This is a genomic window from Streptomyces sp. SID12488, from assembly GCF_010548275.1.
Lineage (GTDB): Bacteria > Actinomycetota > Actinomycetes > Streptomycetales > Streptomycetaceae > Streptomyces.
On the sequence record NZ_JAAGLT010000001.1, the window covers coordinates 64,432 to 79,189 of the forward strand.

The 14,758-nt window shown below is 70.2% G+C and carries 13 protein-coding genes; 3 read left to right on the forward strand and 10 right to left on the reverse strand.

The window, feature by feature from the left end; translation table 11 throughout:
* Positions 1-82: 82 nt before the first annotated feature.
* Positions 83-2,239 (forward strand): molybdopterin oxidoreductase family protein, encoded by a 2,157-nt coding sequence (locus G3I56_RS00305; RefSeq protein ID WP_164406347.1) that lies wholly within the window; start codon positions 83-85, stop codon positions 2,237-2,239.
* Between the two features lie 27 nt (positions 2,240-2,266).
* Here G3I56_RS00305 and G3I56_RS00310 read toward each other — a convergent pair whose 3' ends face one another.
* The 8 genes from G3I56_RS00310 to G3I56_RS00345 all read right to left on the reverse strand — a co-directional run bounded on the left by G3I56_RS00310 (position 2,267) and on the right by G3I56_RS00345 (position 10,308).
* Complete coding sequence (locus G3I56_RS00310; protein ID WP_164406349.1) at positions 2,267-3,457, reverse strand: cytochrome P450; 1,191 nt, start codon at positions 3,455-3,457, stop codon at positions 2,267-2,269.
* Positions 3,458-3,592: 135 nt separating this feature from the next.
* Positions 3,593-5,005 (reverse strand): nucleotide pyrophosphatase/phosphodiesterase family protein, encoded by a 1,413-nt coding sequence (locus tag G3I56_RS00315; protein WP_164406351.1) that lies wholly within the window; start codon positions 5,003-5,005, stop codon positions 3,593-3,595.
* Between the two features lie 20 nt (positions 5,006-5,025).
* Positions 5,026-6,195 carry a metabolite traffic protein EboE gene (gene eboE, locus G3I56_RS00320; RefSeq protein WP_164406353.1) on the reverse strand — a complete coding sequence of 390 codons (1,170 nt, stop codon included), beginning with the start codon at positions 6,193-6,195 and terminating at the stop codon, positions 5,026-5,028.
* A gap of 7 nt (positions 6,196-6,202) precedes the next feature.
* Positions 6,203-7,069: a TatD family hydrolase gene (locus tag G3I56_RS00325; protein WP_164406355.1), complete on the reverse strand. Its 867-nt coding sequence runs from the start codon at positions 7,067-7,069 to the stop codon at positions 6,203-6,205.
* A 2-nt stretch (positions 7,070-7,071) separates the two neighbouring features.
* The gene (locus tag G3I56_RS00330; RefSeq protein WP_164406357.1) at positions 7,072-7,710 is read right to left on the reverse strand and encodes an EboA domain-containing protein; all 639 of its coding nucleotides are present in this window, start codon (positions 7,708-7,710) and stop codon (positions 7,072-7,074) included.
* A gap of 121 nt (positions 7,711-7,831) precedes the next feature.
* The gene (locus G3I56_RS00335; RefSeq protein WP_164406359.1) at positions 7,832-8,680 is read right to left on the reverse strand and encodes a sugar phosphate isomerase/epimerase family protein; all 849 of its coding nucleotides are present in this window, start codon (positions 8,678-8,680) and stop codon (positions 7,832-7,834) included.
* 82 nt (positions 8,681-8,762) lie between these two features.
* Positions 8,763-9,689, reverse strand: a complete 927-nt coding sequence (locus G3I56_RS00340; RefSeq protein ID WP_343239821.1) for an SCO3242 family prenyltransferase — start codon at positions 9,687-9,689, stop codon at positions 8,763-8,765.
* Positions 9,690-9,894: 205 nt separating this feature from the next.
* Positions 9,895-10,308, reverse strand: a complete 414-nt coding sequence (locus G3I56_RS00345) for a gamma-glutamylcyclotransferase family protein (protein WP_164406361.1) — start codon at positions 10,306-10,308, stop codon at positions 9,895-9,897.
* Positions 10,309-10,496: 188 nt separating this feature from the next.
* On the opposite strand from G3I56_RS00345, the gene G3I56_RS00350 reads away from it, so the two are divergent.
* The gene (locus G3I56_RS00350; RefSeq protein ID WP_164406363.1) at positions 10,497-12,119 is read left to right on the forward strand and encodes a M4 family metallopeptidase; all 1,623 of its coding nucleotides are present in this window, start codon (positions 10,497-10,499) and stop codon (positions 12,117-12,119) included.
* Positions 12,120-12,284: 165 nt separating this feature from the next.
* The gene (locus tag G3I56_RS00355) at positions 12,285-13,082 is read left to right on the forward strand and encodes an SAM-dependent methyltransferase (RefSeq protein ID WP_164406365.1); all 798 of its coding nucleotides are present in this window, start codon (positions 12,285-12,287) and stop codon (positions 13,080-13,082) included.
* Between the two features lie 227 nt (positions 13,083-13,309).
* Here the strand turns inward: G3I56_RS00355 and G3I56_RS00360 are convergent, their stop codons facing one another.
* A complete protein-coding gene (locus G3I56_RS00360) occupies positions 13,310-13,837 on the reverse strand; it encodes a hypothetical protein (protein WP_239134616.1) in 528 nt (175 codons plus the stop codon).
* Positions 13,838-13,972: 135 nt separating this feature from the next.
* A complete protein-coding gene (locus G3I56_RS00365; protein WP_164406366.1) occupies positions 13,973-14,752 on the reverse strand; it encodes an inositol monophosphatase family protein in 780 nt (259 codons plus the stop codon).
* Between the last annotated feature and the right edge of the window lie 6 nt (positions 14,753-14,758).

Here is a 14,758-nt window from a genome sequence, read left to right on the forward strand (position 1 = left end):
TCGCTCTCCCGGGAGGTCCCCGTGCCTGGTGTGTAACGGGGGGCGTTCCGGGGTGTAACACCGGCGCCGCACGCTGGGCGGTATGGAGAACTCCGTGACGCCCACGCACTGCCCGTACTGCGCCCTGCAGTGCGGTATGAACCTCACGCCGGCAGCAGGCGGGGGCGTCACGGTCACCGAGCGCGTCGATTTCCCGGTCAACCGGGGCGCCCTGTGCGGCAAGGGGCGCACCGCACCCGCCCTGCTGTCACCGGCGCTGCGGCTGACCGAGCCGCTCGTCCGGCGTGACGGGGTTCTCGTGCCCGCCTCCTGGGAGGAGGCGCTGGACCGGGTCGCCGAGGGACTGACCCGCACGCGTACGGAGCATGGCCCGGACGCGTGCGGTGTCTTCGGCGGGGGTGGGCTGACGAACGAGAAGGCCTACGCGCTGGGGAAGTTCGCGCGGGTCGTTCTCGGGACCTCGCAGATCGACTACAACGGGCGTTTCTGCATGTCGTCCGCCGCCGCTGCCGGGAACAAGGCCTTCGGGATGGACCGGGGGCTGCCCTTCCCGATGGAGGACATTCCCAAGACCGGGTGCGTCATCCTCGTCGGCTCCAATCTCGCAGAGACGATGCCGCCCGCCCTCCGCTATCTCACCGAACTCAGGGAGAACGGGGGAACGTTGATCGTCATCGATCCGCGTCGGACCCGTACCGCCGAGCAGGCCGATCTGCATCTCGCGCCGCGTCCCGGCACCGATCTCGCCCTCGCCCTGGGCCTGTTGCACCTGGTCGTGTCCCAGGGGCGCACCGACGAGGCGTTCATCGAGGAGCGGACGAGCGGCTGGGAGGAGACCCGGGCGGCGGCGATGGCCCACTGGCCGGAGTACGTGGAGCGGATCACCGGGGTGCCCGTGCCGCAGCTCCGGGAGGCCGTGCGGATGTTCTGCGAGCCGGCCAACGCGATGGTGCTCACCGCGCGTGGACCCGAGCAGCAGTCCAAGGGGACCGACACGGTGAGCGCGTGGATCAACCTGTGCCTGGCTACCGGGCGTTCGGGGCGGCCGTACTCCGGATACGGGTGTCTGACCGGGCAGGGCAACGGGCAGGGCGGGCGGGAACACGGCCAGAAGGCCGACCAGTTGCCCGGCTACCGCAAACTGACCGACCCGGAGGCGCGGCGCCATGTGGCCGGCGTGTGGGGCGTCGACCCGGACTCGTTGCCCGGACCCGGGCTGAGCGCGTACGAGCTCCTCGACGCGCTGGGCTCCGACATCCACTCCCTGCTGCTGATGGGGTCCAACCCGGTGGTGTCCGCGCCTCGCGCCGGGCACATCCAACAGCGCCTGGAATCCCTGGACTTCCTCGCCGTCGCGGATGTCGTGCTGTCCGAGACGGCCGCGCTTGCCGATGTCGTCCTGCCCGTGACCCAGTGGGCGGAGGAGACCGGTACGACCACCAATCTGGAAGGCCGGGTGCTGCTGCGCCGGCAGGCCGTCGCTCCCCCGGACGGGGTCCGCAGCGATCTGTACGTTCTGCATCAACTCGCCGCGCGCGCAGGGGTGGAGAAGGGGTTTCCGGTCGACCCCGAGGAGGTCTTCGAGGAGTTGCGCCGGGCCAGCGCGGGCGGGATCGCCGACTACTCGGGGATCACCTACCGGCGGCTCGCCGAGGAGAACGGCGTCTTCTGGCCCTGCCCGGCGCAGGACGACCAGTCGGACGAGCAGCAGCACGATCCGCGGCACCCGCAACGACACGAGCACGGGCACGACGACCAGGCGTTGGCAGCGCCGCATCCCGGTTCCCCCCGACTGTTCCTCGACCGATTCGCGACCGAGGACGGGCGGGCCCGGTTCGCGCCGGTGACGTACCGGCCGATCGCCGAGGAGCCGGACGCCGAGTACCCGGTGCTGCTGACCACCGGACGGGTCGTGGCCCAGTACCAGTCCGGGGCCCAGACCCGGCGGGTCGACGAGCTGAACGCCGCCGCGCCCGGGCCGTTCGTGGAGCTGCATCCCCGGCTGGCCGCGCGGCTGGGAGCCGAGGAAGGGGATGTCATCGCCGTCGTGTCCCGGCGCGGGCGGGCGGTGGCGCCGGCGCGGATCACGACCTCGATCCGCCCCGACACCGTCTTCATGCCCTTCCACTGGCCGGGCGAGGGCCGGGCCAACACGCTGACGAATCCGGCGCTCGACCCGACCTCACGGATGCCGGAGTTCAAGGCGTGCGCGGTACGGCTGGAGACCGTACGCCCTTGAGGGGAAGGCGAGTTGGGGTACGCAGTACTACCAGGTGACCGGGAGGGTGCGTACGCCGTGGACCGCGCGGCCCTCGTGGGCGTTCACCTCGGCCGGGGCCGTCAGTCGTAGGCCCGGCAGGCGGCGGAACAGGGTGGGCAGGGCGATCTGGAGTTCGGCGCGGGCGAGGGACTGGCCGAGGCAGTTGTGCAGGCCGTGGCTGAACGTCAGGTGGTGCTGGGTCTCCCGGGTGATGTCGAAGGTGTCCGGGTCCGTGAACACGCTGGGGTCCCGGTTGGCGGCCTGGAGCGCGACGACGACACCTTCTCCGGCCCGTACGGTGACGCCGCCGATCTCCACGTCCTGCGTGGCGATGCGCCGCATCCCGACGTGAACGACCGTGAGATAGCGCAGGAGTTCCTCGACTGCTCCTGGCACCAGCTCCGGATCGGCCTGCAGCTCCGCCAGTTGGGCGGGGTGGGACAGCAGAGTCACCACGCCGAGCGACAGCATGCTCGCCGTCGTCTCGTGCCCCGCGATGAGCAGCATCACGGCAAGTCCGGCCGCCTCGGGGGCGGTTGCCTCCCCGGTGGCCACCCGTTCGGCCGTGAGCCTGCTCAGCAGGTCGTCGCCGGGGTCGGCGGTCTTGGCGGCTAGCAGCTCCATGAGGTACCCGAACAGCGCTCCCCAGCCCGCCCGCATCGCCTCGGGCCCGTCGGTCACCGTGGCGAACGCGGCGGCGTGGCGATGGATGAACTCCCGGTCCGCGTAGGGCACTCCGAGGAGTTCGCAGATGACGAGCAGCGGCAGCGGCAGGGTGAATTGCTCCACGAGATCGGCGTCGGGCCCCTTGGCCACCAGGTCGTCGATGAGGCGGTCGGTCAACTGCTGGATGGACGGGCGCAGTTCTTCGGCGCGTCGGAAGGTGAAGTCCGGGATCAGCATCCGGCGCAGCCGGGTGTGCTCGGGCGCGTCCATGGCGAAGAGCTGGCCGGGGGTGGGTGGTGGCGGGGTCGGCTGGAGGCCGGGGAATCCCTCCCGGCGGTTCTCGGCCCTGAAGCGGGCGTCCGCCAGGACGGCACGGGCGTCCTCGTGCCGGGTGACCAGCCAGGGGGTGTTGCCGCCCCAGAGCGCGATACGGCTGATCCGGCCCTGCTCACGCAGCGGCGTGAACTCGGCGGGCGGGTCGAGCAGGGCGGTGCGCCGCATGGGCAGCGGGGGGAACGTGGTCTCGGACATGGTCGGTGTCTCCGCGTGGTGGGGGGCGGGGGCGTGGTCGGTTCCTGCGGCACGGTCGGTACCCAGGCGCAGGCGGTGTGCCTGGGTACCGGCCGGTGCCAAGGCACGGTCGGGTGCCTAGGCTTGGTCGGGTGCCTAGGCTTGGTCGGTGGGCGGGGTTGCGGACAGGCCGGCGAGTTTCAGGAGCAGGCCCTTGACGTCGGTGGCGGCGATGGCCTCGCTGCTGTGCTCCGGTTCCGAGCACAGCAGTACAGGGCCGTGGTCGGGGTCGCCCGGGAGGCGGCCGTGGCTGCCGCGGACGCCCGAGGGGTCCAGCGGGACTGTCTGCATGCGGTAGCGGAACCCCAGCTTTTTGCGGGCGAGTTGACCGGCCGCATGCAGTTTCACCGACGGGTTGGTGTCGTCCCACAGCAGTTCGGCGGGGTCGTAGCCGGGCTTGCGGTGGATCTCGACCTGGCGGGCGAAGTCGGGGGCGCGGTCGTCGTCGAGCCAGTAGTAGTACGTGAACCAGGCGTCGGCGTCCGCCACCGCGACCAGCTCTCCCGAACGCTCGTGGTCCAGGCCCTGGACCGCCTTGCCCATCTCGCCCAACACCTGTTCCACACCGTCGAGTTCCCCGAGGATCTTGGCGACCTCGCGTACGTCGGCCGGGTCCCGGACGTAGACGTGCGCCACCTGGTGGTCGGCGACGGCGAAGGCGCGGGAGGTCCAGGGGTCGAGGTACTCCATGCCGTCCTGGGTGTACACCTCCAGCAGTCCGGCCCGGCGCAGGGCCCGGTTGATGTCCACGGGGCGGGAGACCGGGGTGATGCCGTACTCGCTCAGCGCCACCACAGTGGCGCCGGCGGCGAGGAAGTGGTCGATCAACGGGCGCAGGGCGTCGTCGAGTTGGCGGGCTGCGCGGATCGACGCGTCGGACTGCGGGCCGGAGCGCTGGGGTTCGTAGTCCATCTCCGGGATGTAGACCAGGGTCAGGTCGGGGTCGTGTTCGTCGAAGATCTGGCGGGCGGCGCCCAGGATCCACTGGGTGGAGGGCATGCCGGCGTTCGGGCCCCAGTAGGTGAACAGGGGGAAGGGGCCGAGGCGTTCGGTGAGTTCGTCGTGCAGGGAGGGCGGCCAGGTGTAGCAGTCGGGTTCCTTGCGGCCGTCGGAGTAGTAGATCGGGCGCGGGGTCACCGTCCAGTCGACGTCGGCGCCCATGGCGTACCACCAGCAGATGTTGGCGACCGTGTAGCCGGGGAGCCGCTTTCGGGCCGCGTCCCAGATCTTCTCGCCGCCGACGAGGGCGTTGTGCTGCCGCCAGAGGAGTACCTCACCGAGGTCGCGGAAGTACCAGCCGTTGGCCACCGCGCCGTGCGTGGAGGGGAGTTCGCCGGTGAGGAAGGTCGACTGGGCGGTGCAGGTGACGGCGGGGAGCGTGGTGCCGAGGGTGGCCCGGAATCCGCGGTCGCCGAGGGCGGCGACGGCGGGCATGTGGCGCAGGAGGGCGGGGGTGAGACCGACGATGTCAAGGACGACGAGTCGGTTGCTGTTCGGGGTTTCGGTCATGAGGGGTTCCTTGCGGCCGGTCATGAGTGGTCTTCTTTGAGGCCCAGGCCGGTCAACCGGTCGCGGGCCCAGGTGAGTTCGGCGGCTATGCCGGCGGCGAGGTCGGCGGGCGGGCGGGGCAGGACGGACCAGGTGTAGGTCTCGACCTCGATGTGGTCGCAGACGGCGCTCGGGCCGCCGAGAAGTCCGGCGAGGACGGTGGTGAGTTGGTCGGCGGTGGTGCGGAGGGGTGGTTCCGGCTCGGCGTGCAGCGGGGCGTGGAAGTGTGTGCGCCAGGGTCTGTCGACGCCGGCCGCCGGAAGCCCGCCGCCGTCCAGGGCGTCCGGCAGGTCGTCCACGCCGACCACCGTGCCGTCGTCGTTGACCGTTCGCGCCTGGTGCAGGAACCGTCGTTCGGCCAGTTCGCGCAGGGCTGTGCGGGCGCGCGGGTCGGTCGGGTCGGGGGCCTCGACCGCGCAGGACGCCTGGAGCTTGACGATCGGCAGACCCGCGTCGGCGAGCCGTCCGAGGGCCTCGCCGGGCTCCTCGAACTGGACGGCGAGATGGCAGGCGTCCAGACAGACGCCGAGATAGTCGCGGTCCACGTCGGCGAACTCCCGCACCGCCTGGGTGGTGGTCTCCACGACGCACCCCGGTTCCGGTTCGAAGCCGACTCGGATACGGCGGCCGGTGTCCGACTCCAACTCTGCCAACCCTGAGGCCAGTTGGTCCAGGGCGCGGCGGGCGGTGTCCGCGCGCTCCGTCGGCCAGGGGGTGCGCCAGGCGAGCGGGAGGGTGGAGACGCTGCCGCGTCGGGCGTCGTCGGGGAGGAGGGCGGCGAGGACGCGGGCGCAGTCGAGGGTGTAGTCGAGGCGGGCCGGGTCGGCCCAGTCCGGGAGGTAGACGTCCTTCTTGACGACCTCCCGGTGGAACCCCTCGTACGGGAAGGCGTTGAGGGTGACGGTCTCCAGGCCGCGCGCCGCGAGTTCGCGCTTGAGTGTCGTCAACGCCCTTTCGTCGGCGGCGAGTTCGGTGACGGCGGTGCGGGCCAGCCAGAGGCCGATCCCGAGCCTGCCGACGCCGAGCCGTTGCCGTACGGGTTCGGCGTGGGCGCCGAGCTGGGCGATGACCCCGGCGAGGTCCTCGGCCTGGTGGACGTTGCTGCAGTACGCGAGGTGGACGGGGGTGCCGTCGGGGTGGAGAAAGCGCACGGTCGGTTCACTCTCCCCCGCGCCGGATGGAGTTGCCCTCGAACGACGAGGCCTCGTCGGGCTTCGGCTCACCGTCCGTGTCGTCCAGGTCGAGGCGCCCGCTCTGGCCGTAGAAGGCGACGGGGTTGCGCCACAGGACGCGGTCGACGTCGTCGTCCGTGAAGCCGTCGGCGAGCATGGCGTCACCGGTCTTGCGGGTTTTCAGGGGGTCCGAACTGCCCCAGTCCGCCGCCGAGTTGATCAGCACGCGGTCAAGGCCGTGCTCCTGGAGGATGCGGACCATCCGGTCCTCGCTCATCTTCGTCTTCGGGTAGACGGAGAACCCGGCCCAGCAGCCGCTGTCGAGGACCATGCCGACCGTCAGCTCGTTCAGGTGGTCCAGGACGACGAGTTCGGGGGCGATGCCCGACTCACGTACGACGTCCAGGGTGCGCCTGGTCCCGGCCACCTTGTCGCGGTGCGGGGTGTGGACGAGGGCGGGCAGGCCGTGTTCGACGGCGAGTTGGAGCTGACGGGCGAGCACCTCGTCCTCCGCCTTGGTCATCGAGTCGTAGCCGATCTCGCCGACGGCGACGACCCGGTCCTTGGCGAGGTAGCGGGGCAGTTCGTCGAGGACGGGGAGGCAGCGCGGGTCGTTGGCCTCCTTCGGGTTGAGGGCGATCGTGCAGAAGTGCTGGATACCGAACTGGGCTGCCCGGTAGGGCTCCCAGCCGAGCAGCGAGTCGAAGTAGTCGTAGAAGGTGTCGGGCGAGGTGCGGGGCTGGCCGAGCCAGAAGGCGGGCTCGACGACGGCCCGGACTCCGGCCTCGTACATCGCCTCGTAGTCGTCGGTGGTGCGGGAGGACATGTGGATGTGGGGGTCGAAGATGCGCATGATCACCCGGTTTCGTCGGTGCCGGAGGTGGGGGCGGCGGAAGTGGTGAAGGGGTGTACGAGGGGGGCGATGTCCTCGGGTATGGGGCGTCCGGCCGCCGTCCGCTCGTGGGCGAAGTCGCCGAGCATGCCGGCGAGTTCGGCGTCGGCACGGTCGTCGAGTCCGGCGACTCGGGCGAGCGGGATCTCGCAGAACACGCACTTCAGGACGGCCTGGCGGTACTCGTCGGCCGGCAGGTGGGCCGCCGCGTACGGGCCGAGGGCGGCCTCGATCAGCGTGTTGTCGTTACCGCGCAGGGTCTGGCGTACGAGGTCCAGGAACCGGCCGGTCCCCTCCCGGTCGAGCTGTGGCAACGCCCTTAGGACGGCCCGCTGTTCGGCGGGGTCGCCGTAGCGGTGCAGCGCTGCCACCTCGTCGGCGAGGGCCTTGTCGCGCAGGGGCAGCGCGGCGAGGAGCAGCACGCGGGCCGCTTCGTCGACGGTCCGGCCGTCGGGCAGCGGGGCGCGTCCGCAGTGGCGGCGGACAGCCGGGAAGAGGGTGCGGATCGTGGTGGGGGCGGCGGCGACCTCGGCCAGGGCGGTGTCGAGCCAGGCGCGGGCTTCGGGGGTGAGGGGCAGGGGGGATGTATCGGAAAGCGGCATGGCGCGGTTCCAGAAAGGGAGTTGGAGAGGAAGAAAAAAGGGGGCGCGGCAGAGGTTGGAGAGCGCCGGAAATAGGGATCGCGACGCGAAATTCTCGTGAACGAATGGTGGGGCGGCAGGCTCAGGAGGCGAGCAGGCTCCGGGCCTCGGCTCGGCACAGGAACTCCAGGGAGCTGCGGGCGATGTCGGGGGCGTCCAGAGCGCCGCCCTGGATCTCGACGGACACCAGGCCGCGATGGCCGAGGTCGGTCAGCGCCGCCAGTACCGGCGGGAAGTCGATCTCACCGGCGCCGAACTCCAGATGCCGGTGGACGCCGCGGACCATGTCCTCGATCTGGACGTTCAGCAGGTGCGGCGCGGCCAGGTCGACACAGTCGAGCAGCGTCGGCTCCTCCACGCAGTGGGCGTGTCCGATGTCCAGGGTGACGCCGAACAGTTCGTGCCCGCCGACCAGTTCGCGCAGTCTCAGGCACTTCGCGACCGTGTCGACGAACATGTGCGGCTCGGGTTCGAAGGCCAGCGCGACCCCGTATGCCTCCGCCGTTTCCAGCGCGGCACCGACGCCTGCGGCCAGCCGCCGCCATGCCTCTGTCTCCGGGATGTCGTCCGGGGCCGGTCCGCTGCACAACTGGACGCTGGGCGAGCCGAGTTCCGCGGCGATGCGTACGGCACGCCGCAACAGGTCGACGCGGCGTTCCGGTTGGCCTGACATCAGCGTCGGCTGATGCTTGCCCCAGGGGTCGAGGAAGTAGGGCGCTCCGGTCTCGACCGTGACGGTCAGCCCGAGCCGCGTCAACTGCTGTCGGACGCGGTCGACCTGGCGGTCCAGGTCGTCGGCGTACGGGTCGAGGTGGTTGTGGTCGAGGGTGAGGGCCACGCCGTCGTAGCCGAGGTCGGCAAGGATGCCGAGGACGTCGGAGAGGCGGTGGTGGGTGAACCCGTTGGTGCCGTAGCCGAATCTCAGGCCCATGGCCCGCCCTCCGTCACGTAGTTCACGAGAGGGCTCGACGCACAGCTCGAAGTAGATCTCGAAGCAGGGCTCATGGCATTGCTCATGTCGGGGACACCCGCCTCGCCAGGCGCTGCGCCACCGGGTGCAGGGCACCCAGGAGTGCGGCGGCGACGGGTGCTCCGGCGCGCGCCGTGAGCGCCGCCTGCAGGGGGACCATGGCGAGGATGCCCGCCCCCACCGCACGCCGTACGGAACTCGCTCCTGGATCGCGTACGGCCCGCGCCTGGGCCCAGCCGTACGTCCCCAGGTAGGCGAGAACTCCGGCGGAGGCAACGGCTGTTCGGGCGACCTCCGCCCGGGGCAGGGAGCGCCGGGGCGGGAGAACGGCCGGGAGTACGGAAGGCAGCACCGTCGACAGCGCCGTGGCCGACGACACGGCGAGCGTCGTGGCCGGCAGCCGCGAGGGCGCGCCGGAGATCTCGTGGCGGCTGAGGGCGGTGATCGTGTAGGTGTGCACCCCGGTGAGGAGGGCGGGGACGGCGCCTCGAGCGAGCGCGCCTGCCGTGCCACCCCCACCGGCGTGCCACGGGGGGTTGCCGCCGCCGGCCACCGCGCCCGCCAGTACGTCGAGCGCACGCGCGCCCGCCATCGCCGCCGGGCCGGCCGGAGTCGACTTCAACTTCAGGTCGTACGCCCATATGAGGGCTGTCAGCGGCAGGGCGACGGCGAGTCCGCGTCGGCCGCCCGACACGGCGGCGAGACCGAGGCCCGCGCCGGTCAGGCTGGTTGCGACGGCCAGCGCGGTCCGGCGCGGCACCCGGCCGGAGGGCACCGGACGGGCGGGCCGCTCGACCGAGTCGACGGCTGCGTCGGCGTAGTCGTTGAGGGCCATGCCGGCCCAGTAGAGACAGACGGAGGACGCCATCGCGCCGGCCGTCCGGGGACCGAGAGGACGGCCCGCCGCGGTCGCGCCCGCCAGGATGTCGCCGGGGACGCTCAGCGCGGCCGGGGCTCTGACAAGGCTCACCAGATCCGAAAGTGGGGGTAGTTGAAAATTGGTGTGCTGCAGGGGTTGTCGGGAACCGGCGGGGGGAAATGATTTCCGGTCACTCATGTGCCAATCATTACTGAAGATTGTTGAAAGCTAATGCTCTTGCCCCATGTTGCTTCTTGTGAGGAACGCGACAACTGGACCTTGTTGACATTTCCTTCGTGTGACTATTTCACCGTCTTCAGTAACGCGCCCGCCAGTCCCCGCCCTTGATCAGCCTCCCGTGCGCCCGCATCCGTGCGGCGACGATCGGGCCGGCGACGTACACCCAGGCACGTACGGCGCCCCCATCGGCGTCGAGGGTCACCTGCCGCGCCACCCGCTCGTACAGGCTGTGCGGGTCACCCGGTACGCACTCCTCCAACTCGTCCAGTTCGGCCAGCAGTTCGTCGTAGGCATCCGGCAGCGCCACGACCAGCTCCCCGTGCACGACTCCGCCGGGTTCCGTCACGGCGTACGGGTAGCCGGGCCCGTCGTACAGCACCGCGTCCGCGAGCCGTCCCGGCCGCTCCGACTGCGTACGGCCGCGCAGGAAGTGGTCGTGGTTGGGCTCGCCTGGACGGAGGGTGCCGTAGACGAAGAACGGGAGTCTCACGTGTCGGTCTCGCATTCGTGAGGGCGGGGCTCATGAGGCGGGGCTGATGAGGGCGGGGACGGGGTTCGTGGGGATGGGGAAACGATTCTCGCCACAAGTCGAGGTGAAAGTGCATGCGCTCTGGACACGACATGTCATGAACCCTTAAATCTGAGCGATCCCCACCGTCTTCACCCCCAAGGAGACCGATGACCTCCCGTCTCGCCGCGGCCGGTACAGCCGCCACCACCGCCGTCCTGCTGGCCGCCGCACTCTCCCCCAGCGCAGGCGCGGCCGACAGACCGACCCGCGACACCGCCATCAGGAACTCGGTCACAGCGCTCGTGGACCAGGCCGCCCAGCTGGGCCTGACCTCCGTACAGGGCACCACAGTCCGGGATGTCGTCATCGACAAGGACGGCAGTCAGCACGTCCGCTATGACCGCACGTACCGCCAACTCCCGGTGCTCGGCGGCGACTTCGTCGTCCATCTGGCGCCGAGTGGCACCTACCGGAGCGCGAGCCGTGCCACGACCCGCCCGATATCCCTGTCCACGATCAGCCCGTCGGTGTCGGCCCCGAAGGCAGCCGACCTGGCGGCCTCGGCGCTGCGCGCGGCGAACCGGGGCGAGGCGCTGAAGAAGACAACCTCCAAGCCGCAGCTGGTGGTTGACGCCCTGCACGGCGCCCCCAGACTCGCCTGGCAGACAAACGCGGTGGCCCTGGACTCGGTCGGCAACCCCGTCGCCCGGACCGTGCTGACCGACGCGCGCACGGGCGCCCAGATCGACGCCTGGGACAGCATCGAGACGGCGACGGGCGACGGCCGGTCCCTGTACGGCGGCACAGTCCCGCTGGAGACGACGGTCTCCGGATCGACGTACCAGCTGAAGGACCCTACGCGCGGCAACACGTACACGGGCGACGCCGCCAACGGCACTGACCTGTGCATCTTCGGTATCTGCATCGTCCGCGCCCCTGCCACGCTCTTCACGGACGCGGACAACCACTGGGGCACGGGTGTGACAACGGACCGCTCCTCGGCGGCGGTTGACGCGCAGTACGGCACCGACGAGACCTGGGACTACTACAAGGACACGTTCGGGCGCAGCGGCATCAAGGGCAACGGGGTCGGCTCGTACAACCGCGTGCACTACGGCAACAGCTACAACAACGCCTTCTGGGACAACAGTTGCTTCTGCATGACGTACGGCGACGGTGACGGGACGACGTTCGGTCCGCTGGTCTCACTGGACGTGGCCGGCCACGAGATGACGCACGGCGTGACGTCGTCGACGGCCAACCTGACGTACTCGGGCGAGCCGGGCGGTCTCAACGAGGCGACGTCCGACATCTTCGGCACGTTGGTGGAGTTCAACGCGGCCAACTCCACCGACCTCGGTGACTACTTGATCGGCGAGAAGATCGTCAAGCCGGGCTTCGGCCGGTCGGCGCTTCGCTACATGGACCAGCCGTCGAAGGACAACAACTCGGCCAACTGCTGGAGTTCGGGCGTCGGGAACCTGGACGTGCACTACTCCTCGGGCGTGGCGAACCACTTCGCGTACCTGCTGGCGGAGGGCAGCGGCGCCAAGATACTCAACGGCGTCAGCTACAACTCCCCCACGTGCAACAACTCGACGGTCGCGGGCATCGGCCGGGCCAAGCTGGGCGCGATCTGGTACAAGGCGCTGACCACGTACATGACGTCGTCGACGAACTACGCGGGCGCGCGCACCGCCACGCTGAACGCGGCGCGTGATCTGTACGGGACGAGCAGCACGGAGTACGCGGCGGTCGGCGCCGCCTGGAGTGCGGTGTCGGTGGGCTGATCCGGAGATCGGAGACGTGCCGCTGGTGGCCATCCCGGGAATTTCGCCGGGGTGGCCACCGGGTCGCGTGCTGACTCGGGCAAGTGGCATACGTATGGTTGACCTTGGGCCTTAAGTTGAACCCTGCACCAACGCGTCCGCTGCGACCGAGGAGACGATGCCGGCATGCCTGAACCCGAACAGAGGATCGATACCTCGGTACCGCATTCCGCCCGCATCTGGAACTACTGGCTCGGCGGCAAGGACAACTACCCCGTCGACGAGGCGGCCGGCGACGCGTACACCGCGGTCTTCCCCGGCATCGTCACGATCGCGCGCAGCAGCCGCGCGTTCCTGGGCCGTACGATCCGCCATCTGGCCGGAGAGGCGGGCATCCGCCAGTTCCTGGACGTCGGCACGGGCCTGCCGACGGTGGACAACACGCACGAGGTGGCCCAGTCGGTCGCTCCCGACGCACGCATCGTGTACGTGGACCACGACCCGCTGGTCCTGACCCACGCCCGAGCGCTCCTCACGTCGACTCCCGAGGGGGCGACGGACTATGTCGACGCCGAGCTGTACGACACGGACCGCATCCTGGAGGCGGCGGCCAGGACGCTCGACCTCTCCCGCCCGACAGCCCTGATCCTGAGCGGCATCCTGGGTCACGTGGCGGACCACGAGGTGGCGTGCGGAATCGTCCGCGACCTGATGGCGGGCCTGCCGTCGGGCAGTTACCTGTCGTTGAACGAGGGCTCGCGGGGTACGGATCCGGCTTACGAGGCAGCGCAGGACGCCTACAACGAGACGGGCGCGGTGCCGTATTTCCTGCGGCCGGTGGACCAGATCGAGGCGTACTTCGAGGGGCTCGAACTGGTCGCGCCCGGGGTGGTCTCGGTGCCGCTGTGGCGGCCGGAGCCGAGCGCGTCCGGGGTGGCGGCGCCGGCTATCGGGCAGCATGGGGGGCTGGGGCGGAAGCCCTGACCGGATCGATCGCCCTCCAGCACCGAGCCGGGGTTCGGTACTGGTGGTGCGATCGTGGAGTCCGGCGATGGTCAGGGCACGGGTGAGGGGGCGCGCCGCGGTGTGTTCGGCGGTGGTCGGTGGGCAGGTGCCCACGGGACGCGGAACTTCGATGAGCAAGTGGTTCTCAGGTCTTCCTGTTCCGCGCCCCTGCTCAGTGCCCTTGCTCAGCGCCGACCCGGCGAGAACTACTTGCGGACTCGGCCCCACGGCTTGAAGACCGAGAGCACCATCGCGAAACTCAGGAACACCATGGCGGTGGCGCCGAGGAACGCGACGAACCAGATGTCCCGCAACGGTTGTTCGCCCGAGGCGAGTTCGGTGATCGGACCCAGGAACGCCAGCAGCATCACACAGGCGATGACGTTGAGGACCAGTTTCACCGCGACCCACCGGTAGCGAACGAGTCCCCACTTGGTCGCCAGCCCCAGCAGGACACCCGTGACAAGGCAGACCACCCCCGCCACGAGAGCCGACAGCAGTAGCGGAACGACGAAGAAGTCCGCCAGTGCCCGGTATACGGCGGTGCGGTCGTCGCCCGCGCGTACCCAGCCGATCGCCACCATGACGGTGGCGATGACATCTATGCCGATCCAGGCTCCCGCCGACACGACATGCGTGACCAGGATGCTCTTGCGCAGCCGGGCCGAGATGCGCCAGCGGACCAGGTTCCCCCGTGCCGGCGGGGTGGTTCGGGGTGTGGTGAGGGTACTCATGGTCGTCCTTGTCCGCGGAGTGCGTGGGGTACGGGTCAGGTGCGGCGGTCGATCGGTCGATCAACCGCGGGGGGACCTGTGGAAGTGGCTGAGGCCGTCTGACGGGCCACCACGGAAGGTGGATCCGGACTCCCCTCAGGCGTTGAGTACTTCCAGCGCGGCGGCGTGCACACCCGGCGCGGCGGCGAGGTAGCTCTGGCCGGCCAGTTCCCACGGTTTGCCCTCGAAATCGGTGACGACGCCGCCGGCCTCCTGGACAAGGAGCACACCTGCCGCGTGGGACCGGACGTTGTCGAACTGCCAGTGCAGGTCCATCCGGCCTGCGGCGACTTGGGCGAGATGTTGGGTCACCGGTACGGAGATCCGCACATAAAGGGCGGCGTTCGTCATCGCGCTGAAGGCGGAGCCCATCCGCTTGGCGAGCTCGGGGTCATGACCCGGCTTGGCCTGGCCGGTCCCGGCCAGTGCGCCGTCCAACGACGTCTTGACCGAGACCCGCAGCCGTACACCGTTGAGAAACGCCCCGCCGCCCTCGGTCGCGGTGAACATCTCGTCCAGGGCCGGGAAGTAGACCACCGCCAGCACCGGGCGGCCGTCACGGACGAGGCTCACGCCGATGTTCCAGTCGGGCATGCCGTGCACGGCGTTGACGTTGCCACCGACCGGGTCGATGAGCCACCACTCGCCCATGGCCAGCGGTCCCGATCCGTGTTCGTCGTTGAGCCAGCCCGCGCTCGGCAGGGCCTCGGTCAACGCCGGGCGCAACGTGTCGACAACGGCCGCGTCATTGGCCTGGAGGTTCGCGAGCAGTTCGGAGAGCCCGGGCTGACGGGACTCGGTGGAATAGCGCGTCATCATCCGGGCGCCGGCGTGGCGGACGGCGGCGACGGTGGCGGCAAGCAGTTCCTGACTCATGGGACG

What these genes read in the sequence shown, in the direction of transcription:
- G3I56_RS00305 (WP_164406347.1), top strand. Translation starts at nt 83, where the DNA reads ATGGAGAACTCCGTGACGCCCACGCACTGCCCGTACTGCGCCCTGCAG.
- G3I56_RS00310 (WP_164406349.1), bottom strand. Translation starts at nt 3,457, where the DNA reads ATGTCCGAGACCACGTTCCCCCCGCTGCCCATGCGGCGCACCGCCCTG.
- G3I56_RS00315 (WP_164406351.1), bottom strand. Translation starts at nt 5,005, where the DNA reads ATGACCGAAACCCCGAACAGCAACCGACTCGTCGTCCTTGACATCGTC.
- G3I56_RS00325 (WP_164406355.1), bottom strand. Translation starts at nt 7,069, where the DNA reads ATGCGCATCTTCGACCCCCACATCCACATGTCCTCCCGCACCACCGAC.
- G3I56_RS00330 (WP_164406357.1), bottom strand. Translation starts at nt 7,710, where the DNA reads ATGCCGCTTTCCGATACATCCCCCCTGCCCCTCACCCCCGAAGCCCGC.
- G3I56_RS00335 (WP_164406359.1), bottom strand. Translation starts at nt 8,680, where the DNA reads ATGGGCCTGAGATTCGGCTACGGCACCAACGGGTTCACCCACCACCGC.
- G3I56_RS00350 (WP_164406363.1), top strand. Translation starts at nt 10,497, where the DNA reads ATGACCTCCCGTCTCGCCGCGGCCGGTACAGCCGCCACCACCGCCGTC.
- G3I56_RS00355 (WP_164406365.1), top strand. Translation starts at nt 12,285, where the DNA reads ATGCCTGAACCCGAACAGAGGATCGATACCTCGGTACCGCATTCCGCC.
- G3I56_RS00360 (WP_239134616.1), bottom strand. Translation starts at nt 13,837, where the DNA reads ATGAGTACCCTCACCACACCCCGAACCACCCCGCCGGCACGGGGGAAC.
- G3I56_RS00365 (WP_164406366.1), bottom strand. Translation starts at nt 14,752, where the DNA reads ATGAGTCAGGAACTGCTTGCCGCCACCGTCGCCGCCGTCCGCCACGCC.